Source organism: Corynebacterium sp. MSK074, assembly GCF_030229735.1.
GTDB lineage: Bacteria > Actinomycetota > Actinomycetes > Mycobacteriales > Mycobacteriaceae > Corynebacterium.
Genome location: NZ_JASPIX010000002.1, coordinates 1 through 26,390 on the forward strand (window position 1 = coordinate 1; position 26,390 = coordinate 26,390).

The 26,390-nt window shown below is 61.6% G+C and carries 22 protein-coding genes and 1 tRNA gene; 10 read left to right on the forward strand and 13 right to left on the reverse strand.

The features are described 5' to 3' along the window. Positions 1–154: 154 nt before the first annotated feature. On the forward strand, positions 155–1,339 hold the full coding sequence (locus QP965_RS02015; RefSeq protein ID WP_284844151.1) for an IS481 family transposase: 1,185 nt from the start codon (positions 155–157) through the stop codon (positions 1,337–1,339). A gap of 26 nt (positions 1,340–1,365) precedes the next feature. Here the strand turns inward: QP965_RS02015 and QP965_RS02020 are convergent. From QP965_RS02020 to QP965_RS02040, 5 genes are all read right to left on the reverse strand, one after another. Next, positions 1,366–1,438, reverse strand: a tRNA-Arg gene (locus QP965_RS02020). Between the two features lie 70 nt (positions 1,439–1,508). Further along, the gene (locus QP965_RS02025; protein ID WP_284844144.1) at positions 1,509–1,790 is read right to left on the reverse strand and encodes a glutaredoxin domain-containing protein; all 282 of its coding nucleotides are present in this window, start codon (positions 1,788–1,790) and stop codon (positions 1,509–1,511) included. After that, positions 1,790–2,320, reverse strand: a complete 531-nt coding sequence (locus QP965_RS02030) for a dihydrofolate reductase (RefSeq protein WP_284844143.1) — start codon at positions 2,318–2,320, stop codon at positions 1,790–1,792. The genes QP965_RS02025 and QP965_RS02030 overlap by 1 nt, the downstream gene beginning before the upstream one ends. After that, entirely contained in the window at positions 2,320–3,165 is an 846-nt protein-coding gene (locus QP965_RS02035) for a thymidylate synthase (RefSeq protein ID WP_284844142.1), read from the reverse strand. The genes QP965_RS02030 and QP965_RS02035 overlap by 1 nt, the downstream gene beginning before the upstream one ends. Next, entirely contained in the window at positions 3,128–3,886 is a 759-nt protein-coding gene (locus QP965_RS02040) for a 3'(2'),5'-bisphosphate nucleotidase CysQ (RefSeq protein WP_284844141.1), read from the reverse strand. The genes QP965_RS02035 and QP965_RS02040 overlap by 38 nt, the downstream gene beginning before the upstream one ends. 35 nt (positions 3,887–3,921) lie before the next feature. Between QP965_RS02040 and QP965_RS02045 the strand changes: the two genes are divergently transcribed. From QP965_RS02045 to QP965_RS02055, 3 genes are read left to right on the forward strand one after another with little or no spacing between them, the layout of a single operon-like run. Then, positions 3,922–8,721, forward strand: a complete 4,800-nt coding sequence (locus QP965_RS02045) for an ATP-dependent helicase (RefSeq protein WP_284844140.1) — start codon at positions 3,922–3,924, stop codon at positions 8,719–8,721. An 18-nt stretch (positions 8,722–8,739) separates the two neighbouring features. After that, positions 8,740–9,558, forward strand: coding sequence for a DNA-formamidopyrimidine glycosylase family protein (locus QP965_RS02050; protein ID WP_284844139.1), 819 nt, complete (start codon positions 8,740–8,742; stop codon positions 9,556–9,558). A gap of 18 nt (positions 9,559–9,576) precedes the next feature. Further along, positions 9,577–9,990 carry a YccF domain-containing protein gene (locus QP965_RS02055; protein WP_284844138.1) on the forward strand — a complete coding sequence of 138 codons (414 nt, stop codon included), beginning with the start codon at positions 9,577–9,579 and terminating at the stop codon, positions 9,988–9,990. A 166-nt stretch (positions 9,991–10,156) separates the two neighbouring features. Here the strand turns inward: QP965_RS02055 and pgi are convergent, their stop codons facing one another. From pgi to QP965_RS02070, 3 genes are all read right to left on the reverse strand, one after another. After that, positions 10,157–11,794 carry a glucose-6-phosphate isomerase gene (pgi, locus tag QP965_RS02060; protein ID WP_284844137.1) on the reverse strand — a complete coding sequence of 546 codons (1,638 nt, stop codon included), beginning with the start codon at positions 11,792–11,794 and terminating at the stop codon, positions 10,157–10,159. Positions 11,795–11,880: 86 nt separating this feature from the next. After that, entirely contained in the window at positions 11,881–13,227 is a 1,347-nt protein-coding gene (locus tag QP965_RS02065; protein WP_284844136.1) for a Na+/H+ antiporter family protein, read from the reverse strand. Positions 13,228–13,274: 47 nt separating this feature from the next. Beyond that, complete coding sequence (locus QP965_RS02070; RefSeq protein ID WP_239279227.1) at positions 13,275–13,598, reverse strand: chorismate mutase; 324 nt, start codon at positions 13,596–13,598, stop codon at positions 13,275–13,277. Positions 13,599–13,695: 97 nt separating this feature from the next. Between QP965_RS02070 and pcrA the strand changes: the two genes are divergently transcribed. Then, positions 13,696–16,209: a DNA helicase PcrA gene (gene pcrA / locus QP965_RS02075; RefSeq protein WP_284844135.1), complete on the forward strand. Its 2,514-nt coding sequence runs from the start codon at positions 13,696–13,698 to the stop codon at positions 16,207–16,209. Here pcrA and QP965_RS02080 read toward each other — a convergent pair. Both QP965_RS02080 and QP965_RS02085 read right to left on the reverse strand, forming a co-directional pair. Beyond that, positions 16,206–16,964 (reverse strand): M23 family metallopeptidase, encoded by a 759-nt coding sequence (locus tag QP965_RS02080; protein ID WP_284844134.1) that lies wholly within the window; start codon positions 16,962–16,964, stop codon positions 16,206–16,208. The two genes, pcrA and QP965_RS02080, sit on opposite strands and share 4 nt — an antisense overlap. Positions 16,965–17,609: 645 nt before the next feature. Next, the gene (locus tag QP965_RS02085; protein WP_284844133.1) at positions 17,610–18,359 is read right to left on the reverse strand and encodes a M23 family metallopeptidase; all 750 of its coding nucleotides are present in this window, start codon (positions 18,357–18,359) and stop codon (positions 17,610–17,612) included. A gap of 431 nt (positions 18,360–18,790) precedes the next feature. On the opposite strand from QP965_RS02085, the gene QP965_RS02090 reads away from it, so the two are divergent. The 5 genes from QP965_RS02090 to QP965_RS02110 are packed head-to-tail and all read left to right on the forward strand — an operon-like array spanning position 18,791 to position 24,278. Next, entirely contained in the window at positions 18,791–20,482 is a 1,692-nt protein-coding gene (locus tag QP965_RS02090) for a cell division protein PerM (protein ID WP_284844132.1), read from the forward strand. Positions 20,483–20,492: 10 nt separating this feature from the next. Next, positions 20,493–21,113, forward strand: a complete 621-nt coding sequence (gene purN / locus QP965_RS02095) for a phosphoribosylglycinamide formyltransferase (protein WP_284814554.1) — start codon at positions 20,493–20,495, stop codon at positions 21,111–21,113. A 27-nt stretch (positions 21,114–21,140) separates the two neighbouring features. Further along, positions 21,141–22,673: a bifunctional phosphoribosylaminoimidazolecarboxamide formyltransferase/IMP cyclohydrolase gene (gene purH / locus QP965_RS02100; RefSeq protein ID WP_284814555.1), complete on the forward strand. Its 1,533-nt coding sequence runs from the start codon at positions 21,141–21,143 to the stop codon at positions 22,671–22,673. A gap of 15 nt (positions 22,674–22,688) precedes the next feature. Continuing rightward, entirely contained in the window at positions 22,689–23,621 is a 933-nt protein-coding gene (locus QP965_RS02105) for a hypothetical protein (RefSeq protein WP_284844131.1), read from the forward strand. 24 nt (positions 23,622–23,645) lie between these two features. Beyond that, positions 23,646–24,278: a hypothetical protein gene (locus QP965_RS02110; protein WP_239279234.1), complete on the forward strand. Its 633-nt coding sequence runs from the start codon at positions 23,646–23,648 to the stop codon at positions 24,276–24,278. Positions 24,279–24,294: 16 nt separating this feature from the next. Here the strand turns inward: QP965_RS02110 and QP965_RS02115 are convergent, their stop codons facing one another. The 3 genes from QP965_RS02115 to rpsR form a co-directional block, all read right to left on the reverse strand. After that, positions 24,295–25,011, reverse strand: a complete 717-nt coding sequence (locus QP965_RS02115) for a TetR/AcrR family transcriptional regulator (protein ID WP_204609795.1) — start codon at positions 25,009–25,011, stop codon at positions 24,295–24,297. A gap of 102 nt (positions 25,012–25,113) precedes the next feature. Then, positions 25,114–25,893 carry a putative nucleotidyltransferase substrate binding domain-containing protein gene (locus QP965_RS02120; protein ID WP_284844130.1) on the reverse strand — a complete coding sequence of 260 codons (780 nt, stop codon included), beginning with the start codon at positions 25,891–25,893 and terminating at the stop codon, positions 25,114–25,116. 238 nt (positions 25,894–26,131) lie between these two features. After that, the gene (gene rpsR, locus QP965_RS02125; protein WP_005279904.1) at positions 26,132–26,386 is read right to left on the reverse strand and encodes a 30S ribosomal protein S18; all 255 of its coding nucleotides are present in this window, start codon (positions 26,384–26,386) and stop codon (positions 26,132–26,134) included. Positions 26,387–26,390: the final 4 nt, after the last annotated feature.

Below are 26,390 nucleotides of genomic sequence, written 5' to 3' on the forward strand. Positions count from 1 at the left end.
AATGGCCGTGGCCTACCCCGACCGCTTCGACAAATACCTATAAACCCAGCCCCACACACAAACAACTTGACACGCTCGTCTCGAGACATAGTTCCGCCATGCTGAAGAAGTGGAGAACAACTCGAAACCCGCCCCTAAAATCATCATTGAAACAATGCTTGCTACCGGCATGTCTCAAGCTGAAACAGCCGAGCACTTCAACATCAGCACCAGATGGATCCGAACCCTTCAGCGCCGCTACCAAAACGGCGGAATAGAAGCCTTAGAACCCCGGTCCAAGCGCCCACACACCAATCCCCGAGCCCTAGCCCCCACGGTGGTTGACCAAATTTTAAAGCTGCGACAAGAACTCATAGAACAAGGCACAAACGCAGGAGCACACACTATTGCGTGGCACTTGCAACGCGAAGGCATCAATCCTGCCCCTGCACCATCAACCATTCACCGAGTACTGGCCAACAACGGACGTATAACCCCACAACCACAAAAGCGTCCCCGCAGCTCATGGATACGGTTTCAAGCAGACCAGCCCAATGAAACCTGGCAAATGGACTACAGCGACTGGACAATAACTGGCCATAGAAAAGTCGCTATCTTAACCATCCTCGATGACCACTCAAGGTTCATCATTTCCTGCTACGCCTACGCACACGCCACAGTAGAAAATGTCCTAGAAAGCTTCATCCACGCAGGAAAACGTCACGGATATCCACAATCAACCCTCACCGACAATGGTAGAGCCTTCACCACCAACTGTGACCGCAATAAACCTACCCGCAACGGCTTCGAACAACTCCTAGTAGACCTAGGAATTATCCAAAAGAACGGAAAGCCGTACCATCCCCAAACCCAAGGGAAAGTAGAGCGCTTCCATCACACACTCAAAGTAGCCCTTGCAAACAAAGCCACAGCTAAAAGCATCGAAGAACTCAATAAACAGCTAACCGAAATCATCGAATACTACAACTACAAACGCCCACACAGAGCGCTACACCGCTACACCCCAGCCGAAGCCTACACCGCACTGCCTAAAGCTAGACCCGCATCTATCAAGCACGCACATGAATTTCGCTTACGTACAGACAAAGTAGGCAAAAACGGCAAAACTACACTGCGGTGGCGCGGAAAACTACGCCGCTTATACATCGGGCGCCGATGGACAGGACAACCCATCACCATGACATGCAAAGACGAACACGTCACCATCAAAATAGCTGCAACCGGGGAACAAATAGCCGCCTACACGATGGAAGCCGAAAAGGTCTACTACAACCAAAAAGACAACGAAATCACCGCCACCCAGGGCACAACAAAAACGAAAAATCTCGAGACACCATAGGAACGATGTCTCGAGACTTCACACAGTGCCCCAGAGTGGATTCGAACCACCGACACCGGCTTTAGGAGAGCCGTGCTCTATCCCCTGAGCTACTGGGGCGGGGTTGCGTGTGCAACTTGGCTAATCATAGCAGTGGGGCAGGAGTGCCCCGAAATGGCTGGGGCGTGGGTTAGCTTTCGGCCAATTCCTTCTGCTTATTGCGCACGGAGGAGGCTGGTGGGTTGGTCTCGTGGGTGCCGTCGGAGTAGAGGACGGTGGGGATGATGCGGTTGCCGTCGTTGACGGATTCGATCCAGGCGTTGATGTCTTCGGCGTTGTCACCCTCGACGTCGACAAGCGCGTAGGGGGTTTCGGTGCGGTCCAGGTTTTTAATGAGCTTGGCGCAGAATGGGCACCAGTCGGCGTAGAAGATGGTGACGTCGGAGTTGGTTTCTGGGGTAGCAACAGACATTAGGCTGCATCCTTTCGGTCGTAGGTTAAAAAGCGGTATTTGATGGGGAGATCGCTGGCTTCTTGGTCGGGTAGCTCCAGATGGCCCTTGTCGGAGGTGAGCCAGTCGGTGCTGTGGGCGAGGCCGAATTCCTCGGGGATTTCGGGGGCGTAGATGGAATTTTCGCCGTAGGTGCTTCCGATATTGACGCCCATGAGGGTGACCTCAATGCGGTCCACCTGGTCCAAGGTGGCGGAGTAGATTTGGCCGCCGCCGAGGACCCAGGCGTCGGAAAGCGGGGGCATAGCGGTGATGACCTGGGCGCCGGCGGACCATTGGCCAGGCGTGCGGGAGGAGAGCACGTAATTCTCCCGGCCGGGAAGGGGGCGGAATTTAGGATTGAGTGACTCCCAGGTCTTCCGGCCCATGATGACCGGCGCGCCCATGGTCACGTCCTTAAAGTGCTTGAGGTCTTCCGGCACGTGCCAGGGCATTTGCTCGCCATCGCCAATGATTCCATCGAGGGACTGTGCCCAGATTGCGCCCAACATTAGACGGACACCTGCGCCTTGATGGTGGGGTGGGGGTCGTAGCCTTCAATCTCAAAATCGGCGAAGTCATAGGAGAACATGTCTTCCGCCTTGTGCAGGTTGAGCTGCGGGTACGGGCGCGGCTCGCGGGAGAGCTGCTCTTTGACCTGCTCCACGTGGTCGTTATAGATATGGCAATCGCCACCGGTCCAGATGAGCTCGCCCACCTTGAGCCCAGCCTGCTGCGCAAACATATGGGTCAGCGCCGCGTAAGAAGCGATATTAAAGGGCACGCCGAGGAACATATCGGCCGAGCGTTGATAGACCTGCATGGACAAGGTGCCATCGGCCACGTAGAGCTGGAAGAGCAGGTGGCAGGGCATCAGCGCCATCTTGTCCAGCTCCGCGACGTTCCATGCAGAGACCAAGTTGCGGCGCGAGTCCGGATTGTTATTCAGGGTGTCGAGCGCCTGCTGGATTTGATCAATGTGCTGGCCGTCCGGGGTGGGCCAGGAGCGCCACTGCACGCCGTAGACTGGGCCCAGTTCACCATTGTCATCCGCCCACTCATTCCAGATGCGGACCTTATTGTCCTGCAGGAATTTAATATTGGATTCGCCCTTGAGGAACCATAAAAGCTCGCCCAATACCGCGTGGAAATAGACCTTCTTGGTGGTCAGCAGCGGGAAAGACTCGGCCAGGTTATAGCGCAGCTGCGCACCAAAGATGGAGCGCGTTCCGGTGCCGGTGCGATCGCCTTTGGGCGTGCCGGTCTCTAGGACCTTTTTCAGCAGATCCTCGTACGGGGTCTCAATCATGCGCACTAGTTTAGACTCCGCCGTGCTCCGCGGCAAAGGCCTGGGCATGCTCCAAGATCTCATCCTTGAGCTCTGGGCGGCAGATGAGGATATCCGGGATGAAGGTGTCCTCATTATTGAAGCGGATTTCGGAGCCATCCAGGCGGCAGCAGTGCAGGCCGGCCGCCTGGGCGACGCCCACCGGGGCAGCCTGATCCCACTCGTACTGGCCGCCGGCGTGGATATAACCGTCATAATCGCCCAGCAGCACGTGCATGGCCTTGGCACCCGCGGAGCCGACGCCCACGATTTCATAGCCCATTTTCTCCGCAATGTAGTCGGCTACCTTGGGCGGGCGATTGCGGGAGACAACGAACTTCTTAGACAGTGGGCCGGTGACCGCCCGGACATCCGAGGACTTAAAAGTAACGCCGAGATCCGGCAGACCCACCGCTGCGTGGATGGGGATACCGTTTTCTACTAGGGCAATGTGCACGGCCCAGTCCTGGCGGCCGGTGGCAAATTCTTTGGTGCCGTCGAGCGGGTCCACGATCCATACGCGGTCCTTCTTCAAGCGGGCAAGGTCATCGGAGGCTTCCTCAGAGAGCATGCCGTCCTGGGGACGGTGCTGCTCGAGGACGCGAGCGATCCATTCTTGGGCGGCCTCATCGCCGGCGTCGCCAAGCGAAAGGCCCCGCAGCAGGCCCCCGTTGCGCACACCCTTAAGGATCTCGCCGCAGCCCTGGGCGAGGGAATTGGTCAGGCGGGAATCAGAAATCTCGACGGTCATGGTGCCCACATTACAACGCGGACTAGAGTGTGGGCATGCCAGAAAACATCCTCGACCGCTTCCGGCCCCAAGTAGCGCAGTGGTTTAAGGATGTATTTGCTGCTCCTACCGCCGTGCAGGCGCAGGCCTGGGAGAAGATTTCCCGCGGTGAGCATGCCCTTGTGGTGGCTCCTACCGGCTCCGGTAAGACGCTCGCCGCGTTCTTGTGGGCGCTGAATAATTTGGTCGAGCGCGAGGGCCAGCTAGCTCTGCCGGTGGGCTCGGGGACTACCGGATCCGCTGCCGGGGTGAAGGTGCTGTATATCTCGCCGCTCAAGGCGCTGGGCGTGGACGTGGAAAATAACCTGCGCGCCCCGCTGACCGGCATTGCGCGCACCGCGGAGAACCTTGGGCTGGACGTACCGGATATTTCGGTAGGCGTGCGCTCGGGCGATACACCGTCTGCCGAGCGTGCACGCCAGGTGCGCAAGCCGCCGGATATCTTGATCACCACCCCGGAGTCGGCCTATTTGATGCTGACCTCCAAAGCGGCGGGGATTTTGAAGACGGTGGATACCGTCATCATCGATGAGATCCATGCCTTGGCCGGCACCAAGCGCGGCGTGCACCTAGCGCTGACCTTGGAGCGCCTGCAGCAGGTGGCAGGGGACTTCCAACGCATCGGGCTTTCTGCCACTGTGCGGCCGCTATCTGCGGTATCGAATTTCTTGGGTGGCAACCGGCCGGTAGAGATCGTGGCCCCAGCCGCAGAAAAGAAGTGGCAGCTGGACGTGCACGTGCCCGTGGAGGATATGTCCGATCTCCCCACGCCGGAGCAAGGCTCCACCATCGGGGAGGTGACAGTGGATGATGCCATCGGGATTAGCGCGCCCTCCGTGGATGAATCCGCGCTGCCCACGGCCAAGTCCATCTGGCCGTATATCGAAGATGACCTCTATGCGGAGATCATGGCGCACCGCTCCACGTTGGTATTCGTCAATTCCCGCCGCACCGCCGAGCGGCTGACCAGCCGGCTCAATGAGCTCTATGCGGCCGAGCACGATCCGGAATCGCTCTCGCCGGAGACTCGGCGCGACCCGGCCCAGCTGATGAAGCAGGTCGACGTCGCCGGCAAGGCCCCGGCGGTTATCGCGCGCGCCCACCACGGCTCGGTGTCCAAGGACGAGCGCGCGATGACCGAGACCATGCTGAAGGAGGGCACCCTTAAGGCCGTGGTGGCCACGAGCTCGCTGGAGCTGGGCATCGATATGGGTGCCGTGGAGCTGGTGGTGCAGGTGGAATCGCCGCCCTCTGTGGCCTCCGGCCTGCAGCGAGTGGGTCGCGCCGGGCACTTTGTGGGCGCGGTATCGCACGGCTCCTTTTATCCCAAGCATCGCGCGGATCTGGTGCAGTCCACGCTGACGGTAGCGCGCATGCGCGCCGGGCTCATTGAGAAGATGCATACCCCGCGCAACCCGCTGGACGTGCTGGCACAGCAGACGGTGGCGGCCGTGGCCGCGGCCGGGGACGATGGGCTCGATGCCGATGAGTGGTACGAGATGGTCCGCCGGGCCTGGCCCTACCGCGACCTGGCGCGCGAGGTCTATGACTCCGTGCTGGACCTGGTCAGTGGCGTGTACCCGTCCACAGACTTTGCGGAGCTGAAACCTCGCGTGGTCTATGACCGCGTGACGGGGGTGATGACCGCGCGGCCCGGCGCCCAGCGCGTGGCCGTGACCAGCGGCGGCACGATTCCGGATAGAGGCATGTTTGGCGTATTCCTCTATACCGGCGCCGGCGAGGGCTCCGGTGGCACGCCGCGCCGGGTAGGCGAGCTGGATGAAGAGATGGTCTACGAGTCCCGGGTGGGCGATGTTTTCACCCTGGGCGCGACCAGTTGGCGCATCGAGGACATCACGCGCGACCAGGTGCTGGTCACCCCCGCGCCGGGGCATACCGGCCGCCTGCCATTTTGGAATGGCGATGGTGCGGGTCGCCCCTATGAGTTGGGCAAGGCACTGGGTGAGTACCGCCGCGAGGTTTTTAGCTCGCCGGAGACAATTGCGGATGCCGACGATAATGCGCGCTCCAATATCGTGGCCTACCTACAGGAGCAGAACGAGGCCACCGGTGTTATCCCGGATGAAAAGACTTTGGTGCTTGAGCGCTTCCGCGATGAGCTAGGCGATTGGCGCGTGGTACTGCATACCCCGTTTGGCCGGCCGGTCAACTCTGCGTGGGCACTTGCGGTGGGGGCCAGGGTAGGCGAGCGCACCGGCATGGATCCGCAGGCTGTGGCTGGTGATGACGGCATTGTGCTGCGCCTACCGGAAGCCGAATCCGAGCCCGATGGAGCCATTTTTGCCTTCGACGCGGATGAGATTGCCGATATCGTGGCCGAGCAAGTGGGCAATTCTGCGCTCTTTGCCTCCCGCTTCCGCGAGTGCGCGGCCCGCGCGCTGCTTTTGCCCAGGCGCAATCCCGGCAAGCGCGCGCCGCTGTGGCAGCAGCGCCAGCGTGCCGAGCAGCTTTTGGACGTCGCTCGCAAGTACCCGTCCTTTCCCATCATCTTGGAGACGGTGCGCGAGTGTGTCCAGGACGTCTACGACGTTCCTGCGCTTACGGAAGTCATGCGGGAGCTCGGCCATCGCCGCATCCGCATCGCGGAGGTCACCACCGAGCAGCCTTCGCCCTTTGCCTCCTCGCTGCTGTTTAACTACACCGGCGCGTTTATGTACGAGGGCGATTCCCCGTTGGCGGAAAAGCGCGCGGCCGCCTTGGCCCTCGATCCAGCGCTTCTAGCCAAGCTCCTCGGTACGGTGGAGCTGCGCGAGCTGCTCGATCCGGAGATCATCGCCGAGGTCCACGCCCAGCTTCAGCGCACCGATCCCTCGCGCCGGGCTCGCACCACCGAGGAGGTGGCGGACGTGCTGCGCGTGCTGGGGCCGATTCCCGTCGACGAGCTGGGCGAGCACACCGACGTCCCGTTATCCGCCCTGGACCAGCTGGGCACTCGGATTATGCGCGTGCGCATTGGCGGGCGCGAGCACCTAGCCCAGGCCCAGGACGCACCCCTGCTTCGCGACGCCCTCGGCATCCCCATTCCTCCCGGCATCCCCGCCCAGGTGGCCACCATTTCCGATGCCTTACCGCAGCTGGTCTCGCGCTGGGCGCGCACCCGCGGACCGTTTGTGCTGCGCGATCTCACCGAAGCCTTCGGCATATCTGTTTCCGCCGCGCACACCGTCCTTGGCGCGCTCGATGGGGTAGTAGAAGGCCGCTACCGCCAGGGAGTGGAGGAGCAAGAGTACTGCGCCGCCGCGGTGCTGAAGACGATTCGCTCGCGCTCGCTCGCCGCAGCTAGGGCTGCTACCGAGCCGGTCTCGGGAGCTACCTTCGCCCGTTTCTTGCCGGAGTGGCATAGCATCGCACCGGCCGGAAAGCGCCCGGCCCTGCGCGGTGCCGATGGTGTCTTTTCCGTCATCGAGCAGCTCGCCGGGGTGCGCCTGCCCGCCTCCGCGTGGGAATCGCTCATCCTGCCCGCCCGCGTGGGCGATTATTCTCCCACCATGCTCGATGAGCTCACCTCCAATGGTGAGGTGCTCATCCTAGGCGCCGGCAAGGCCGGTGCGGCCGACCCCTGGATCATGTTGCTGCCCTCGGACTATGCCGCCCAGCTCGCCCCGGAAACCGATGCCGAGGGGGTCAGCATGCTGCAGCGCGCCATCCTCGATGTCCTCGGCCGCGGCGGTGGCTTCCTCTTTGCCGATATCGCCGCCGAGGCCCCCGGCACCACCGAGGAAATCCGCGAGGCCCTCTGGGGGTTAGTGGAGATGGGCTTGGTAAGCCCCGATTCCTTTGCGCCTATTCGCACCCGGCTGTCATCCGGTGGCTCGCGCTCAGGCCACACCGCGCACCGCTCGAAGCGCCGGCCAACCCGCTCCCGCCTGCGCATGGGGCGCACCTCCTTCGCCCAAGCGCAGAACGCCGCGGGCGCGGGGACCCCGCCCGATGTCATGGGCCGGTGGTCGCTTGCGGTCCCTGCCGCCACCGATGCCACCTCCCGGTCCGTCGCCCACGGCGAGGCCTGGCTCGATCGCTACGGCGTGCTCACCCGCGGCTCCGTCGTGGCCGAGGATGTGCTCGGCGGTTTCGCGCTGGCCTATAAGGTGCTCTCCGGCTTCGAGGAATCCGGCAAAGCCATGCGCGGCTACGTCATCGACGGGCTCGGCGCCGCCCAATTTTCCACGCCCGCTATTATCGACCGCCTGCGTGGGCTGGCCGATTCCCCGGACGTGACCGGTTGGCCTTCTGGCACCACCGAGCCCGAGACTTATGTCCTCGCCGCCTGCGACCCGGCCAACCCGTACGGTGCGGCCCTGCCCTGGCCGCAGCGCGACGACGCCGACGGCAAGGCCACAGGCGGCCCCACCCGCTCGGCCGGCGCTTTGGTAGTGCTTATCGACGGCCTACCCATCGCCCACCTCACCCGCGGCGGCAAAACCCTCACCACCTTCATTGAGTCGCTGCCCGACGGCATCGACTCGGCCGAGGTCTATCCCCGCTTAGTTTCGGCGCTCACGGACATGATGGCGAGGGGAGTGTTGTCCCCGTTGGTCGTCGAAAAGTGCAATGGTAGCCCCATCCATAAAACCGATGTGGCGGCTCACCTGCGCGAAGCCGGCGCCGGGATTACGCCGAAGGGCGTGCGCATCTCTGCTCGCGCCGCCGCTCCGCGCACCCCGCGCGCAGGCCGCCGGGCCACCGAGGCCATCGAAGAACTCAGCTTTGATGATCCACCGCCGGCTCCGCGCAATAATGGTGGTTTCCGCCCGCGCGGCGGGTACCGCCGCTAAAGATCCATAGGAGGTGTTATGCCCGAAGGCGATTCCGTCCTGCAGCTATCCAACCGACTGCAGTTTATGGCCGGCCGCGAGGTCACCGGCTGCTCCGTCCGCCTGCCGCGCTACGCCACCGTTCACCTCGATGGCATGGTGTGCGAGCGCGTCTGGCCCTATGGCAAGCACCTATTCATGCAATTCGACCAGACCATCGTGCACACCCACCTCAAGATGGAGGGCACCTGGGCCATTCACTACGCAGGCGATCGCTGGCGCAAGCCCGGACACACCGCCCGCATCGTGCTGCAGCTGGCCAATTCCCCGCGCGATATCGAGGTCGTCGGCCACCAACTTGGCTTCGTGGACATCTATCCCGCCGACCACTACCACCAGCGCATCGCGCACCTCGGTCCGGATATCCTCGACCCCGACTGGGATCGCGAGGAGGCCCTGCGCCGGCTCAACTCCCGGCCGCAGCGCGCCATCGGCGCGGCGCTGCTCGATCAGAAGGTCATCGCGGGCATCGGCAATGAATACCGCGCCGAGGCGTGTTTCTTGGCCGGCGTGCATCCCGCCACGCCGGTGGCCGAGGTCGATACCGCCCGCATCCTCGATATTTCCCGGCGCATCATGTGGGCCAATCGCACCTCCCCGGTGCGCGTGACCACCGGCGTGCGCCGCGCTGGGGAGACCACCTATGTCTTCGGGCGCAATCGCAAGCGCTGCCGCCGCTGTGGCACGTTCATTACCAAGGGCGCGCTCGGCGGCGTGGACCAAGGCGGCGACGAAGGCGAACTCGAGCGCATCATCTGGTGGTGCCCGCACTGCCAGCCGCTTCACCTCTCGGCGTAGGCCGCTAGGGTGGGGGCTATGCGTACCCTTCTCAATATCATTTGGTTCATCACCGGCGGGTTCCTCCTAGCCTTGGCCTACTTCCTCTTTGGCATTATCGCCTGTATCTTTATCGTCACCATTCCAGCGGGCGTGGCCTCGTTCCGCATGGCTAATTTCGCCCTGTGGCCATTCGGCCGCTCGGTGGTGCAGCCGGTAAAGGGCAGCGGCTCCATGTCCACCTTCTCCAACATCGTCTGGTTCGTGGTCGCCGGCCTATGGCTGGCCATTGGCCACGTCACCACCGCCGCGGCACAGGTAGTGACCATCGTTGGCATCCCGGCCGCGCTGGCCAACCTGAAGATGATTCCGGTGACCTGCTTCCCCTTCGGCCGCCGGATTGTGAGCTCGGAGGACATCCCCTTCGGCTGGGAGCCGATGGTCAAGCTCTAAACTCCGCGGACCACTGACAAAACAAGCACGTTTCGCCCAATGTCGCGCTGATTTTGGGCAGAACGTGCTTGTTTTGCATCGCGGGGGCCGAAAGAGGCCATAAAGCAGCCGCGTTATCCGCTCCGCCGAGTGGGTGGGAGGGGATAACGCGGCTAAAAGTGGGCCTTTAGCGGTTGGAGCGATACCAACCGATGAGCTCGTCGGTGGACTGGTCGCCGGAGTCGGCGGTGGCAGCGCCGGAGACGGCCGGAGCCAGATCATTAGCCTGCTGTTTGCCCAGCTCCACGCCCCACTGGTCAAAGGAGTTGATATCCCAGATAACGCCCTGGGTGAACACGATGTGCTCGTAGAGCGCGATGAGTGCGCCGAGGGTCTGCGGGGTGAGCTCCTCAGCCAGGATGGTGGTGGTCGGGCGGTTGCCCGGCATGACCTTGTGCGGCACGACGGCCTCGTCAACGCCTTCGGCTGCGATTTCTTCTGCGGTCTTGCCAAAGGCCAGCACCTTGGTTTGCGCAAAGAAGTTGCCCATGAGCAGGTCATGCATGGAGCCGGAGCCATCGGCGGTGGGGAAGTCCTGCTTCGGGCGGGCAAACCCAATAAAGTCCGCCGGGATGAGGCGGGTGCCTTGGTGCATGAGCTGGAAGAAGGCGTGTTGGCCATTGGTGCCTGGCTCGCCCCAGTAGATTTCTCCGGTGGACGGGACGGTGACCGCGGTGCCGTCGCGGCGCACGGACTTACCGTTGGATTCCATGGTCAGCTGCTGCAGGTAGGCCGGGAAACGGCCGAGGTCCTGCGAATAGGGCAGCACGGCGTGAGTCTGGGCGCCGAAGAAGTTGGAGTACCAGACCCCCAAGAGCCCCATGAGCGCCGGGACATTTTCTTCCAGTGGCGCGGTGCGGAAGTGCTCGTCCATGGCGTGGAAGCCCTCGAGGAAGCGCATGAAGTCCATTGGGCCGATGGTGCACATGAGGGACAAGCCGATGGCGCAATCCACGGAGTAGCGGCCGCCGACCCAGTTCCAGAACGGGAACATGTTCTCGGTGTCGATGCCGAACTCGGCTACCTTTTCCGCGTTGGTAGATACAGCGACAAAGTGCTTGGCCACGGCGGATTCATCGCCATCGAATTGCTCGATGAGCCAGCGGCGCGCGGCGTGTGCGTTGGTCAGCGTCTCCTGGGTGGTAAAGGTCTTGGAGGCGATGATAAATAGGGTGGATTCTGCATCCATGCCATCGAGGGTGGCGGCCATATCGGCGGGGTCCACGTTGGAAACGAACTCTGCGGAGATGCCAGCGACCTCGTAGGAACGCAATGCCTTGGCCGCCATGGCCGGGCCGAGGTCGGAGCCGCCGATGCCGATATTGACCACCTTTTTGATGGTGTGGCCGGTGTGCCCCAGCCAAGCGCCGGAGCGCAGCGCGGTGGCGAAGTCACGCATGCGGCCTAAGACCTCGTGGACATCGGCGGCAACATCCTGGCCGTCAACGCTCAAGTCATCTTCGACCGGGATGCGCAGTGCGGTATGCAGCACGGCGCGATCCTCGGTGTTATTGATGTGCTCGCCGGCGAACATGGCATCGCGGCGGGCCTCAAGGTCGGCGGCCTTGGCTACCTCAACCAGCTGCTTGACGATGTCCCCGTCGATCAGGTTCTTCGACAGATCGACGTGCAGCCCGGCGGCGTCGAAGGTGAAGTTGCGGGCGCGGTCTGCATCGGCGGCAAAAAGCTCGCGGAGGTTGAGGTCCTTCTTGTCCTCATATACCTTCGCGAGCTCGCTCCACTGGGCAGATGCGGTGATATCCATGGTGGTAGGCCTTTCTGGCAACTAGCGCATTGGCAACGTGTACCCCTCCCACCGTAGTCCAGAAAGCGCCACCGCGTCGGGCCGTCTTAGAGGATGAGTGCGCCTACCCAACCGGCGATAAGCAGTGGGATATTGAAGTGGATGAAGGTGGGAATGACCGAGTCGCGGATGTGGTCGTGCTGGCCATCCGCACCCAAGCCCGCGGTGGGGCCGAGGGTGGAATCGGAGGCGGGAGAGCCGGCGTCGCCAAGCGCGCCTGCCGTGCCAATGAGCGCAACGGTGGCCGCGGGGCTAAAGCCTAGCGACATGCACAGCGGCACGTAAATGACGGAAATGATGGGCAGGGTGGAAAAAGACGAGCCGATGCCCATGGTGACTACCAAGCCCACCACCAGCATGGCACCGGCGGAAAGGACCTTATTGGTGCCAAAGAGGTTAGCGGTGGCATCCACCAGTGGGCCGACCTCGTTGGTGGCCGTCATGACCGAGGCAAAGCCTTGGGCGGTGATCATGATGAAGCCGATGAGCGCCATCATCTTCATGCCATTGGTGAAAACGTCATCGGCGTGCTTCCAATCCACCGCGCCGGTAAGCAGCAAAATACCCAGGCCGGTAAGCGCACCCACCATGAGGCCATCGGATTCGAAATCGAGCGTCTGCATGACAATTTGCACCGCAAAGGTGGCAATGATGGCCACGACGGAAACCCAGACCTTATAGGTAGAAGGGGTCTCTTGGTGCTCCGCAGCGGCGATGGGTAGGTCCTTATAGTCACGCGGCTTGCGGTAACTAAAGAAGATGGCGATGAGTAGGCCTGCGAGCATGCCGAGCGCCGGCACACCCATAACCTGCATGATATTGATATCCGAGGTATCCAACCCTGCCTGCTGGATATTAAAAAGCAGGATGTCATTTAAGTAGATGGAGCCAAAGCCCACCGGAATGAACATGTAGGTGGTGATAAGGCCGAAGGTCAGGCAGGTAGTAATCAGCCGGCGGTCCAAGCGCAGCTTATTCATCACTGTAAGTAGCGGCGGGATGATGAGCGGAATGAAGGCGATGTGGACCGGGATGAGGTTCTGGCTCATCACGGACATGGCGATGAGCCCGAGGATGAGGATCCACTTGGTGGCCAGGGCGGTCTTAGGGTCTGCTTCGCCGCTGCCGCCGAGCTTGCGGATGAGGAAATTGGCCAGGACCTGTGGCAGCCCGGCCGAGGCTACGCCCATGGCGAAAGCGCCCAAGAGGGCATAGCTTAGGGCAATCTTGGCGCCGCCGCCCAGGCCGTCTTGGAAGGCGACCATGGTGGCATCAAGCCCCATGCCGGACAGGAGCCCGCCGACGATGGCTCCTAGGAAGAGCGCTACCACCACATGCACGCGCAGGAGGGCGAGCACGAGCATGACTATGACGGCGACGAGAACTGCATTCATGCTAATTCAGGGTACTGCATAGTATCGGCTGGGTCGTAATAATTCGGCTAACCCAGGCGGCCGCGGCCCATCCGCAGTAGCGCCGAGGCGATGGTGGGGCCTTCTTCCCCAAGTTCATCGCGGAACTGATTCAAAATGGCGATCTCGCGGGTGTGGACCAGGCGGGTACCGCCGGAGTTCATGCGGGTGCGGCCAATGGCCTGGGAGACTTCCGTGCGGCGTTTGGCAGCATCCAAGATGATGCGGTCCATGCGGTTGATTTCTTCGCGATACTGTTGGATCTCCGCATCAGAAAGGGGATCATCCGTTCCCGAAGGGGTGCGGATGTCCAAGCCGTTATCGACGATGTCTTTGTTTTCTTCTGCGGTCATAAGACCATATTGTGCCACCCGCCCGCGCAAAAGGAAATAGCAGCTCGCACGGCGGAAACGGGGCGTGTCCGGTGGGGCTAGTAGGTTGGAAGGCATTATGAACGAAAACTCTCCTTTTAGCCCTTCCCCGTCCACCGGCGGCGCACCCACGCCAAGCCCCTTTGGCGGCTTCGGTGCACCGCGCGCATCGAACCCGCAGCCCGAATCCCCCGATGCCTTGACCGAGGGCCTCAATCCACAGCAACTAGAGGCCGTTACCCACTCGGGCAGCCCGCTGCTCATCGTGGCCGGCGCTGGTTCCGGCAAGACTGCCGTGCTTACCCGCCGCATTGCCTATCTCATGCGCCATCGCGGGGTAAATCCGTGGGAGATCCTCGCCATTACCTTTACTAATAAGGCCGCCGCGGAAATGAAGGAGCGCGTGGGCGGGCTGGTAGGCCCCGTGGCCGAGCGCATGTGGGTATCTACCTTCCACTCCATCTGCGTGCGCATCCTGCGCCAAAACGCCCAGCTGGTGCCGGGTCTTAATACCAACTTCACCATTTATGATGGCGATGATGCCCGCCGGCTATTGTCCATGATTGCTAAGGACTTGCAGCTGGATCTGAAGAAGTACACCCCGCGCGTGCTGGCCAATCAGATTTCTAACCACAAAAACGAACTCATTGGGCCCGAATCCGCACTGGAAAAGGCGCAGCAGACCAAGAACCCGTTTGAGACCACCGTGGCCCAGGTCTATGCCGAATACCAGCGCCGCCTGCGCGCGGCCAATGCCGTGGACTTTGATGATCTCATCGGTGAGGTGGTGCGGATTTTCACCCAGCACCAGCAGGTGGTGGACTTTTATCGCCGGCGCTTCAAGCACGTACTTATCGACGAGTACCAGGACACCAACCACGCCCAATACGCCCTAGTTGCCGCGCTCGTGGGCAGGGGAGAGCTCGGCCCCGATGCCCCCGAGCTGTGCGTAGTGGGCGATTCGGACCAGTCCATTTATGCCTTCCGCGGGGCCACCATCCGCAATATTCAAGAATTCGAGCGCGACTACCCGCAGGCGCACACCATCTTGCTGGAACAGAACTATCGCTCCACGCAGACCATTCTCAATGCGGCCAATGCTGTTATTGCCAAGAATGAGAACCGCCGCGAGAAGAACCTGTGGACCGCCCACGGTGAGGGCGAGCAGATCGTAGGCTATGTTGCCGATAATGAGCATGATGAGGCGCGGTTCATCGCCTCTGAAATCGACTCCTTGGCGGATAAGGGCCGCAGCTATTCCGATATCGCGGTCATGTACCGCACCAATAACGCCTCTCGTGCGCTGGAAGATATCTTTATTCGTTCCGGTATTCCGTACAAGGTGGTCGGTGGCACGCGCTTTTATGAGCGGCGCGAGATCCGCGATATGGTGGCCTACCTGCGCATCTTGGATAACCCGGACGATACGGTAAGCCTGCGCCGCATTATCAACGTGCCTAAGCGTGCCATTGGTGACAAGGCGCAGGGGCATATTGCCCTCCATGCGGAAAACCACGGCATTAGCTTTGGCAAGGCGCTTGCCGATGTCCCCCGGGGCGACGTCCCTGGCCTGGGTACCCGGGCTATTAACGCAGTCACCAAATTCAACGACATGATGGAGGGTATCCGCAATCAGATCCCGTCCATGCGCGATGAGGTTACCGGCCAACCGGATTTGGGCGAGCTGCTTTCCGCCATTTTGGATGCCACGGGATACAAGGCGGAATTGGAAAATTCGAATGACCCGCAGGACGGTGCGCGCCTAGATAACCTCAACGAGTTGGTATCGGTGGCGCGCGAATTCACCTCGGAGGCGGCCAACCAGCTTGCTGCATCCGGTGCGGATGCAGTGGACCCCTCCGAGCTAGTAGAGGAGGGCGAAGCTGCGCCCGGTTCGCTGCAGGCATTCTTGGAAAAGGTGTCGCTGGTGGCCGATGCTGACCAGATTCCAGATTCCGAGACCGGTGTGGTCACCATGATGACTCTGCACACCGCCAAGGGCCTTGAGTTCCCCGTAGTCTTTTTGACCGGCTGGGAGGATGGCCAATTCCCGCATATGCGCTCACTGGGTGACCCGAAGGAACTAAGCGAGGAGCGCCGCCTCGCCTATGTGGGCATTACCCGCGCTCGCGAGCAGTTGTATCTTACCCGCGCCATTTTGCGCTCGGCGTGGGGCAATCCGGTGACTAATCCCGCCAGCCGCTTCCTCGGCGAGGTCCCAGAAGACCTCATCAACTGGCGGCGCGAAGACTCCGATAGTTCCTTAACCGGCGCGTGGGGCGAGGACGACTACCAATATGGTCGTTCCTACGGCCGCGACTGGTCCGGGTGGGGCAGAGGCGGGTCCCGCGGTGGCCAGCGCGCTGCGTCTTCCCCATCGCAGCGCACCAGCAAGCCGGCGGCGACCTCGATGCCTAAGAACAATAACCTCAACCTAGCCGTGGGTGACCGTGTCAATCACGCCAAATACGGGCTCGGTACCGTCATCGAAACGTCCGGCTCCGGTAAGCGTGCCACGGTCACCGTGGACTTTGGTTCTTCCGGTAAGGTCCGGCTGATGCTCATCGGCGGGGTGCCGATGGAAAAGCTCTAGACCGAAATGCCGCGCTCGTTGAACCAGGAAACTGGGTCAACGGGTGCTCCTCCACCTGGGTGAATCTCAAAGTGGAGGTGCGGGCCAGTGGAGTGGCCCTCGTTGCCAATGCCGGCGATTTCCTGACCCGCGGTCACGCGCTCGCCCACATTTACCTTGAGCTGGTCTGCCGGCATGTGGCCGTAGACGGAGATGGTGCCGTCATCGTGCTGGATGCGGATCCAATTGCCAAAGCCCTGTGCTGGGCCGGAGTTGATGACGGTGCCGTCCATGACCGCCAGAATCGGGGTACCCACGGAGTTCGCAACGTCGATGCCGTTGTGCATCGTGCCCCAGCGCGGGCCGAAGCCAGAAGTAAGCGTGCCGGAGGTAGGAAAGACCACGGTATTGCCCGCGGAGTCCTTGCCGCGCTTCGTGGTGAGTCCGGAGTGATTCCCCTGCGGTGCGAAAGCTTCCTTCAGGCCCGGTACAGTGCCCGGGTCTAGGACGATATTGACGCCGCCGGATTCGTTTCCATCTACCTGCGGAGTAGCCTCGCCGTTCAATACGCCTACGGTGGTGGTGGCCAGGCCAACAAGGGCGTCGACCACGCCGGCGTTATCTACATTGGTAGCGGTGGGCTCGGAGGAGCCGTCCGATACGTCCACGCTAGCCACTGGCTCTGCAGCAAAAGCGGTGGTGCCGGTAGCAAGTACGGTGCCAAGCGTAACGATGCTCAGCGCCACGTTCTTGCGTGCGCGGTTCATGCGCTTCATAGTTAAAGTCCTTTTCATGGCTGTGCATGGTCTTGGGGCGCCCAAATCCTAGAGAGGATGGCGTCTTTGAACTGCCAACCGCGACACGCCGAAAGCCGAAATGCTTGCGCTCGTAATCGCTCGTGGCAACGAGTTAAAAGGTAGCCCGCTCGAATGGCCCGCGCAATCTTAAAAAACGCTGGTAGCGGCGGAAATATTTCGAAATCTTTCGAACATGCCAGCTTGTTGCGCGTGTTACGCATGTGATTAGAGTGGCGTCTGTAAAGTACTGGTTTAGGGTCTGGGGGTGGACCTTGGGGGTGGCGCTCATGGCTTGGGGCCGCAGTCTCGTGCGGTATCGGCGGCTGAAAGCTGAAAATATTCACTCACCTGCGACAAGTCTGCGCGCTGGACTTGCCTGAATATGCTTCTGGCGCCCTTGTGGGGCCGTGGCGAGGGTCTAGCTGGCGACTAATGGCAGCGGAGTCCTCAGGCGGCGCCAAGGGCAGTGTAGTGCGCCCTTGGGGCGGTTTGGGGCGCAGTTGATGTAATCCCATCTTCCGGGCGAGTGTACTAGGTGAGGGGAGAGTATCTGTGGGCATGACAAAGCGCTGCAGAGAAGTTCTCTGCAGCGCTCAACAAGAAGGTATTGGGGTGTGCGGCTCTTTAGATATCGATGCCGCGCTCAGCCAGCCAAGGCTGCGGATCGATTGCCTCTCCACCGTTCGGGTGAACTTCGAAGTGGAGGTGGGAGCCGGTGGAAAAGCCCATCGAGCCCATGCCGGCAATCTTCTGGCCGGCATGCACATGTTCGCCAACGGCAACGTCAAGAGTTTGCATGTGACCATAAACGGTCATGGTGCCGTCGTCGTGCATGATGCGGATCCACTGGCCAAAGCCGGAAGCTGGACCGGAGTCGATGACCGTACCATCCATGACGGCAAGGATTGGGGTGCCGGGAGAGTTGGCGATGTCGACGCCCTTGTGGAAGGTGCCCCAGCGCATAGCGAATGGGGATGTGAATGCGCCTTCGGCAGGGCGAGCTACGGACGGGGCGCGAGCAGCCTCGTCGGCAGCGGCGCGCTCTTCAGAGGCCTGAATGGCCTTGTTGAGTTGATCGGTCAGATCAGTAACTGGCTTAGCCTCAGCCACGTTGAGGATCTGTGGGGTGGTATCAACCGGAGCCGCAGCAGCATCCTCAACTTGGGTGGAGTCAGAGGCGAGCTCGAAGTCAACGGACTGCGTCTTGGTGGTGGCCGCGTCATCGGACTGAATGTTTGCGGCGGCTGCGCCACCAACGCCGGCCGTGGAAACTGCACCTGCCGCAACCGTCATTACGGCAATGCGGCCCTTCGCGGTCTGCGAGGTGACAATCTTGCGATGGCGGCCGGCGCCACGCTGAACTTTGCTTCGCATTAGGTCTTCTTTCGTCATTTTCACAATCTGCGCAGAACGGGTGTTACATCCCCACCGAGTTAGTTACGAGATTGTGACCTTCTTGTTACCAACGAGATGTAACAGTAGCGTCTCGAAAAGATAACAGCAACCCAAATTAAGAAACTTTCAGGCCCCTCTCGGGGAAATTGTCCACGAGCAGGCAACATATGGCACTCAGAATAATGTTAGTGCGATAAAGATCCCACGCGAGCTCCGCGTGCGTCACGCAAAACTAGCGGCCTTTGCCTTCAATAGTATTACCGCCAGAGTTAAGGGTGTGAAACCAGGGTAGATTTTATACTCCTTATATATTTGTATAGCCCAGGTACAGGGGTTTCCGCCGGTGATTTTGCGAGCGTCTCGTCGCGCCACCCCGATTTCACTTCCGGAAGGTGGCAAAGTGGACGCCGATGAACAAAAACACCAGCCCCCAATCTCGGTCAACGCCCCGCCCGCGTAGCCAGGCGCGGGGCCGTACGGTGCGCGCGCAGCGCACCCCACGCGCGCCTCATCCCAGTGGGTCACGCCAGTCCTCTGGATCGGCGCAGCGCGTCGCTCGCAAGGCCGGCTCCAAGGCCAAGGCACGCCGTACTCCCGCGCCGTTGACCAAAGCCGGGCGCATTCGCCGCATGCTCATTACGGCGGCAGTGCCCAACGTGGTTATTGTCCTTATCATTATGGCCATCGCGCTTGGCGGTCTCATGCTCACCGGCTCTCCCATGGCGTGGTGGTACACCATCGTGGCGGAGGCCTGGATGGTCTTTAACCTCGCCCCGGTCTCTGCGGCTGATGTGCATATTTCCTTCTTGCCGGCCTTGCCAGCGCTCATCCTTGCCGCGGTGGTGGCGGTTCGGGTGCGCAGCGCGGTAAAACACAAGGTTAGCGTCAAGGACTTGCTTACTCTTTTGGCCTGCGTGCTTGGCGTGCCGGTGGTATTTACCATCATCGCCTGGCTGATGCTGTGGGATGCGGGCAAGGTCTATGACGTTTCCCCGCCTAATCTGGCGCAGGCGTTGCTGCGCGTTATTGTTCTGCACCTGGCCGCCATGGCGGCCGGTATGGGGTGGCGCTTGTGGCGGGCGTTGGCCAAGCGTTATGGAGTGCCGCGCCCGCTTGTCGACGCCACTCAGATCGCCCTTCGCTACCTCGCCTACCTTGCCATTGGCGCAGCCGCAGTCTTTGCGGTGGTATTCCTGGTCAACATCTCCCGCCAGGGCGAGATGATGAATGACTATCCTACGATCTCCGGCTTAGGCATTGCCGGACTCGTGCTGCTGAGCGTGCTCTACATTCCCAATGCCATCGTGAGCACCGCGGCGGTATTGGTGGGCTCGGAGTTCTCCGTAGGCGAAGGCTCGGTAAGCCTCTTTAGCGCCCACCTCGTGCCGCTGCCACCGCTGCCCATTACCGGCGGCATTCCTGCCTCCGCGCCCAGCTGGGCTGTGGTGCTATTGATCGTCCCCCTCGGCGCTGCAATCTACTCTTTGTACAAGAAACATCCGAGCTTTCAAGACGTCCTCGTAGCTACGGTGGCCTCCGCAGTACTCATGCTGGTTGCCTGCTACCTTGTCAGCGGTGACCTTGGCTACTACGGCGCGACCGGCCCGCAGCTGTGGACTGCCGCAGGCCTTACCGCCCTGTGGATGGCTGTCGTTGGTTGTGCCGTTGCCGCAGGCTTCGCCTTCGTGGCCTGGCGCGCGGCCCGCACAGTACCTGGTGTGGACACCGCCGATGAGTATGCCGATGAGCCCGCTGCTGATGCCACCACTACCGAGGTGACCGATGCAGACACCGCCGAAACTGACGACGCCCCCGCCGAACCGGAGCGCGAGCCCATCACCGATCCGGAAATCGTTGATGCCGAGGTAGTCGAGGACGAGCCCCAGGATTCCGCACCTGGCGAGGCCGCAGAGGAACCGGAAGAAGAGCAGAAAGAAGAGGACACTCCAGCCGAAGAAACAGCAGAGCAGCAGGATGAGGCTGAGGAGGGCAATGAAAGGGGCGTCGCCAAGCCGCTGAGCCAACAGTTCAAGGACCAAATGGGGGAGAGTGAGCAGGACTCTGCGGGCGAAGATTCCCCCGAGGAGGGGGAGAGGGGCTAGGCTATAGCGCGTGACTTCACCGATGCCTCCGCGCTATACCGCTGACCCTGAACGCCTCCGAGTGGTGGTGCTCGTTTCTGGAACGGGTTCCCTGCTACAAGCCATTGTGGATGCCCAGGCCGGGCATTACCAGGTAGTGAAGGTGGTGGCGGATAAGGAATGCCACGGTATTGCGCGCGCACAGGGCCACGGGATTGAAACCGAGGTCGTGGCGCTGGGTACGGATCGCGCCGAATGGAATCAACGTCTGGTTGACGCAGTAGATGCTGCGCAGCCAGACGTTGTTGTTTCTGCGGGCTTTATGAAGATCCTGGGCCAGGAATTCTTGGACCGCTTCGAAGGCCGCACTATCAATACCCACCCGGCGCTGCTGCCTGCCTTCAAGGGAGCGCACGCGGTGCGCGACGCCCTAGATTATGGCGTGAAGATCACTGGCTCTACCGTCCACTTTGTGGACGCGGGCGTGGATACCGGCTCCATTATCGCGCAGCGCCCCGTTGTCATTGACGCGGACGATGACGAGTCCACCCTCCATGAACGCATTAAACAAGTAGAGCGCGATCTCATCGTGGAGGTGCTGCGTGCAGCTAACGTCCACGACGAGAAACTAACTATTCAACTCGCAGACTAAGACTTTTCGAAAGGCTTAATCCTCCTCATGAGCGAAGACCGCAAGCAGGTAAAGCGCGCCCTTATCAGCGTGTACGACAAGACCGGGCTGGAGGATCTAGCCCGCGCCCTCGATAAGGCAGGCGTGGAAATCGTCTCCACCGGCTCCACCGCGAAGAAGATCGCGGACCTAGGCATCGAGGTCACCCCGGTAGAAAAGCTCACCGGCTTCCCGGAGTGCTTGGAAGGCCGCGTCAAGACGCTGCACCCGCGCGTGCACGCCGGAATCCTGGCCGATACCCGCAAGGACGACCACCTCAACCAGCTCTCCGAGCTCGAGGTAGAGCCTTTCCAGCTCGTCGTGGTCAACCTGTATCCCTTCCGCGAGACCGTGGCCTCGGGCGCGGACTTTGATGGCTGCGTGGAACAGATTGATATCGGCGGCCCATCCATGGTGCGTGCGGCCGCCAAGAACCACCCGTCCGTCGCCGTTGTGGTAGACCCTTCCCGCTACGGTGAGGCAGTGGAGGCCGTGAACAACGGTGGCTTTACCCTGGAGCAGCGCCGCGGCTTGGCGCGCGACGCCTTCCTGCACACCGCGGATTATGATGCGGCCGTCTCCGCGTGGTTCGTGGATCAGCTCAGCGAGGAGGGCCAAACCACCCCGCTGCGCTACGGCGAGAACTCTCACCAGGCGGCGACTGTCACCCGCATCGGTTCCAAGGGCCTTGCCAATGCCACCCAGTTCAATGGCAAGGAGATGAGCTACAACAACTACCAGGATGCGGATGCCGCGTGGCGCGCCGCCTGGGACCACGAGCGCCCCTGCGTTGCGATTATCAAGCACACCAACCCATGCGGCATTGCCGTGTCCGAGGAGTCCATCGCCGCCGCCCACCGTGCGGCGCACGCGTGCGACCCAATGTCCGCCTTCGGTGGCGTGATTGCCGTCAACCGTGAGGTCACCGTAGAGATGGCCGAGCAGGTCAAGGAGATCTTTACCGAGGTCATCGTCGCTCCTTCCTATGAGGACGGCGCCATCGAGGTGCTCAAGGCCAAGAAGAACCTGCGCGTGCTGCAGGCAGAGCACGAAGACCAGCACGAGGAGCGCAAGTACATCTCCGGCGGCGTGCTCACCCAAGAGCCAGACACCTACCAGGCCGAGGGCGATAACCCGGCCAACTGGACCCTGGCTGCGGGCGAGGCCCTCAACGAGTCCGACTTGGCTGAGCTCGAATTCGCATGGCGCGCCGTGCGCGCGGTGAAGTCCAATGCCATCTTGCTGGCCAAGGACAATGCCACCGTGGGCGTAGGCATGGGCCAGGTCAACCGCGTTGACTCCGCCAAGCTGGCTGTCGAGCGCGCTAACACCTTGGCCGATGGTGCCAACCGCACCGAGGGCTCCTTCGCCGCTTCCGACGCCTTTTTCCCGTTTGCCGATGGTTTGCAGGTGCTTCTCGACGCCGGCGTTAAGGCCGTTGTTCAGCCCGGCGGCTCCATCCGCGACGAAGAAGTCATCGCGGCAGCGAAGGAAGCCGGCGTTACTTTGTACCTGACCGGTACCCGCCACTTCGCGCACTAGCCTAAGCTAAATGCCATGACATTCCCTATCCGCCGGGCCTGGGGCCCGGCAGCTGCCCTTATCGCCTGCGCGCTCACCCTCAGCGCTTGCGGCGACGAGGACGCGGCGAATAATTCTCCTACCTTCGTCAATACCGAGGCACGCGGCACGGCAGATCCCCTCTACGGAAAAGAGACCACGTCCGCAGCACCCGCGGCCTCATCCGCGGCACCGCCTGCCTCTTCCTCGGAGCCATCGGCCGCGGCACCCGCCGGTGACGTTCAAGCCGTGCTTGACCGCATCGTGGCAGAACATGGAAACGTGGGCATTGCGGTCTCCGATGGCACCACCACCATTGAAGCGGGGCGCACCGCTCCCGAAGCCGCGTGGTCAACCTCCAAGGTGCCGGTGCTCATCGCGGCGAATCGAGTGGGTGCTGCCGATAGCCAGCTAGTGTCCTCTGCAATCACCTACTCCGATAACGAGGCTGCCAAGACCGCGTGGGCGGGGCTAGGGGAGGGGACCGCAGCCGCGCAGGCCACGCAAAGCGTCATCGCGGAGGCGGGCGATGTCGCCACCCAAGTCCAATCCCAGGTCACCCGCCCGGAATTTACGGCCTTTGGCCAAACCATGTGGAGCGTGGGTAACCAAGCAAAGTTCATGGCCGGGGTGCGCTGCGTTGAGGGAGCCCAGCCGATTATCAACGCCATGGGTGTCGCCGATCCCGCCCAAGCCTACGGCCTGCGCACCCTGCCGGGCACCTTTATGAAGGGCGGCTGGGGCCCGAGCCCGGCCGGTTCCTACGATGTGCGGCAGATGGGCATCGTGCAGCTGGGCGGGCACGACGTCGCCGTGGCACTGATTGCCTCATCTCCTGATGGCCAGTACGCCTCCACCCAAACGGTGCTTACCTCCATGGCCGAAGCCCTAGCGCAGGCCGATACCCAGTGGTCCAGCCCTGCCTGCTAAGCCCGTCAGTAGAAAGGAAAACTCATGACTTCTCGCTTAAGCCTCCGTTCGCTCATTGCCGCAGGCTTCGTCCCGCTCGTGGCCGCCAGCCTCGCGCTGAGCGGTTGCAGTGACTCCACGGACGACGCTGCCCCGAGCTTCAAAGGGAAGGGCAGCGGAATGACCACGGTCAATAACTCCGACAGAGAAGAGGAAAACGCCGAGGAATCCACGGCCGCGCAAGAGACTGTAACCAAGCAAGAGGAAGCCCCTGAGGAACCGCCGGTAGTTACGGTCACGCAGACGGAAAAGCAGGAGGCCCCGTCTTCCACCGGTGGGGGTCAGAAGACGGGTGTGGGAAACTACATTTCTGATTTTAACGAGTACGGATGGCTCGACGGCGGCTACGCCAACTGTCAGCGCTTTGAGCGTGCCTTGTTCGCTGGGGCTGGTCCCGACGGCAGGGTCATCATTTGCGAGACCGGAGGTGGCGACAAGATCTATCGCTCGTCGATGTTTGATGGCCAGTTCCAGACGAGCGACGTTACCCAAGACGGCAATAACTACTACGTCAATGCGGATCCGTCGATCATAGTGGTGACCCCGAGCGCAGTGAGCGTGCGCGAGGGCGGTGGATTGGCCGCCACGGGCGAATTCACGGAGTCGTGGCAGCGCTAACGCGGAAAACGAGGGCCTAGCGCGACTTCTTTTTGCGGTCGGCCGCTGCGGCAGCGGCCGCAGAGATGGAGTCGTTGCGATTTTTCAGTAGCTCGAGGGTAGTTTCCTCGGCATTGTCGGGGACGGAGGCACCGAGGACGGCCAAGGCGGCGTCGGCAAGCATGGCGGCAGTCTCCGGAACCGACTGGGAAGCGTCGAACGGAGGGGTGCCGTTATTGGGGCGCATTTCAATAACGGACAGCGCGATGTGGAAGGGCAGCTCCACGCGGGGGTCATCCTCGCCCACAATGGCGGCGGCGGTGGAGCGGAAATGATTCTGCAGGCGGTCGCGGGACTCGTGATACTCGGAGAACTCCGAAGAATTAGCCACCGGCAGCTGATACAGGCGGCCTACGTTCCAGCCACTGGTGAGCAGCAGACGCGATTCTGCGGCGACCAAAGACCACAGGCGCTGTGCTGGGGCCGCGTCGGTACCTGCCAACTCATCGGCCAACTCCAAGGAGGGCTCGATGGTGGAATTGAGCAGCGTCAGGAAAATCTCCGTCTTGGACGGGAAGTGGTAGTACAGCGACGCCTGACGGATGCCCACCGCGTCTGCGATCTGGTGCGTGGACGTGGTAGCAAAACCCTGAGTAGTGAAAAGCTCGGAGGAGGCGTCCAGGATCTCCTCTCGGGCGCTATTGCCCCTGCGCCGCGGGCTATGTTTACGCGGCCTACCGACATTGCCTGCCATGCGGTGGGACGCCTCCTTTCGCAAAAGAGAAATCACTTCTAATAATCAACTGTACAATCTTATGCCCGACTAGGTACTGCTTCCGAATCCGCACCGTAGAGACTATTTATATTCTTCCGTCCGACGGGCAATAGACTCAAACGCCGCCGAGACAATGCGGCACGCGGAGCCATAAGCAGTGCGGTCTAACGGCGGGAGATCGCGCAATGTTGCCGAGTGATCACTAACGCCCTCGTACCAACGGCGCAACTCTAACGCATAGCCAGTGCGCCACGCTAGGTCCAAAGCCTCTGCATCAGCAGCGCTAAGCAGATCGCGTTCCACGCCGATCGCTAAGCGATCCACCGTGGGGCGCGGCCCCGGCGCTGCCCAGCGTGCGATTGCCGCGATGGGGGAGAGCAGTGTGACTTTAATATCCACCGCTGTATCGCGGTCCGGCAGGCCATCGACCATCTTTAGGGCAGGAGGGCGCTGGCCCAAGGCTTCTGCCAGTAGCGATTGTTCCCCGCCGTTTCCAAGGGGCAGGCCGGCGTCGACTCGCGCGGCGATGGAATCGGCGGCTACGTGAGCCTGGAGACCGACATCAGCGAAGACCTCTTGCAGATCGGCATCTTCACCCATCCACACCACGGGCATGGAGGGCAACTGGTCGCCACGGGCGGCAGCGCCGCTAAGGCGGACCGGGGAGTTGACCCCCGGGGAGCGAACAATATCCGTAATCAGCCGGGAATACCAGTGGGCCAATTCAATCTCATTGTCCTGGTGGGCGACCGCGTTGCGCAAGATATCTTGGGCCTCTGCGAGCAGTCCGCGGGCCGTAGCGCGAGATTGGCAGTGCGGGGCGAGCTCGGAGAGATCGAGTAGGGATTGGTGCAGGGCCATTGCTCACTGCCTTTCACTAGTGCGGGGCCAGTGTACCCCGCCGGCTGCGGGGTACACGAATGTTTTCAATCTAACACCTCAGCCTGGTAAGCCGTGCATGTGGGCCACGAGGAGGGATAGGGGGCTAAAACGACTTTCGCCGCCTGCCCTCGAGGAGGGAGGCGGCGAAAGCTTATGGTTCTTTTACCGTGTCACACTTGCCAGCGGCAAAAGTGCGCTGTTGATACCCAGCTACTGTTTAGCGGGTGGTGAACGGCAGGAGAGCCATTTCGCGTGCGTTCTTGACGGCGGTAGCAACCTGACGCTGCTGCTGCGGGGTCAGACCGGTGACGCGACGGGAACGGATCTTGTGACGATCCGAGATGAACAGACGCAGAGTCTTGGTGTCCTTGTAGTCCACCTTCTCGATGCCCTCAGCCTTCAAAGGGTTCTTCTTTGGGCGACGGCTCTGCTCCATACGGAACTTCTTTTGGTTATTGCGCTTATTAGCCATTGTG

What these genes read in the sequence shown, in the direction of transcription:
- QP965_RS02015 (WP_284844151.1), top strand. Translation starts at nt 155, where the DNA reads ATGCTTGCTACCGGCATGTCTCAAGCTGAAACAGCCGAGCACTTCAAC.
- QP965_RS02025 (WP_284844144.1), bottom strand. Translation starts at nt 1,790, where the DNA reads ATGTCTGTTGCTACCCCAGAAACCAACTCCGACGTCACCATCTTCTAC.
- QP965_RS02030 (WP_284844143.1), bottom strand. Translation starts at nt 2,320, where the DNA reads ATGTTGGGCGCAATCTGGGCACAGTCCCTCGATGGAATCATTGGCGAT.
- QP965_RS02035 (WP_284844142.1), bottom strand. Translation starts at nt 3,165, where the DNA reads ATGCCCAGGCCTTTGCCGCGGAGCACGGCGGAGTCTAAACTAGTGCGC.
- QP965_RS02040 (WP_284844141.1), bottom strand. Translation starts at nt 3,886, where the DNA reads ATGACCGTCGAGATTTCTGATTCCCGCCTGACCAATTCCCTCGCCCAG.
- QP965_RS02045 (WP_284844140.1), top strand. Translation starts at nt 3,922, where the DNA reads ATGCCAGAAAACATCCTCGACCGCTTCCGGCCCCAAGTAGCGCAGTGG.
- QP965_RS02050 (WP_284844139.1), top strand. Translation starts at nt 8,740, where the DNA reads ATGCCCGAAGGCGATTCCGTCCTGCAGCTATCCAACCGACTGCAGTTT.
- QP965_RS02055 (WP_284844138.1), top strand. Translation starts at nt 9,577, where the DNA reads ATGCGTACCCTTCTCAATATCATTTGGTTCATCACCGGCGGGTTCCTC.
- pgi (WP_284844137.1), bottom strand. Translation starts at nt 11,794, where the DNA reads ATGGATATCACCGCATCTGCCCAGTGGAGCGAGCTCGCGAAGGTATAT.
- QP965_RS02065 (WP_284844136.1), bottom strand. Translation starts at nt 13,227, where the DNA reads ATGAATGCAGTTCTCGTCGCCGTCATAGTCATGCTCGTGCTCGCCCTC.
- QP965_RS02070 (WP_239279227.1), bottom strand. Translation starts at nt 13,598, where the DNA reads ATGACCGCAGAAGAAAACAAAGACATCGTCGATAACGGCTTGGACATC.
- pcrA (WP_284844135.1), top strand. Translation starts at nt 13,696, where the DNA reads ATGAACGAAAACTCTCCTTTTAGCCCTTCCCCGTCCACCGGCGGCGCA.
- QP965_RS02080 (WP_284844134.1), bottom strand. Translation starts at nt 16,964, where the DNA reads ATGAAGCGCATGAACCGCGCACGCAAGAACGTGGCGCTGAGCATCGTT.
- QP965_RS02085 (WP_284844133.1), bottom strand. Translation starts at nt 18,359, where the DNA reads ATGCGAAGCAAAGTTCAGCGTGGCGCCGGCCGCCATCGCAAGATTGTC.
- QP965_RS02090 (WP_284844132.1), top strand. Translation starts at nt 18,791, where the DNA reads ATGAACAAAAACACCAGCCCCCAATCTCGGTCAACGCCCCGCCCGCGT.
- purH (WP_284814555.1), top strand. Translation starts at nt 21,141, where the DNA reads ATGAGCGAAGACCGCAAGCAGGTAAAGCGCGCCCTTATCAGCGTGTAC.
- QP965_RS02105 (WP_284844131.1), top strand. Translation starts at nt 22,689, where the DNA reads ATGACATTCCCTATCCGCCGGGCCTGGGGCCCGGCAGCTGCCCTTATC.
- QP965_RS02110 (WP_239279234.1), top strand. Translation starts at nt 23,646, where the DNA reads ATGACTTCTCGCTTAAGCCTCCGTTCGCTCATTGCCGCAGGCTTCGTC.
- QP965_RS02115 (WP_204609795.1), bottom strand. Translation starts at nt 25,011, where the DNA reads ATGGCAGGCAATGTCGGTAGGCCGCGTAAACATAGCCCGCGGCGCAGG.
- QP965_RS02120 (WP_284844130.1), bottom strand. Translation starts at nt 25,893, where the DNA reads ATGGCCCTGCACCAATCCCTACTCGATCTCTCCGAGCTCGCCCCGCAC.
- rpsR (WP_005279904.1), bottom strand. Translation starts at nt 26,386, where the DNA reads ATGGCTAATAAGCGCAATAACCAAAAGAAGTTCCGTATGGAGCAGAGC.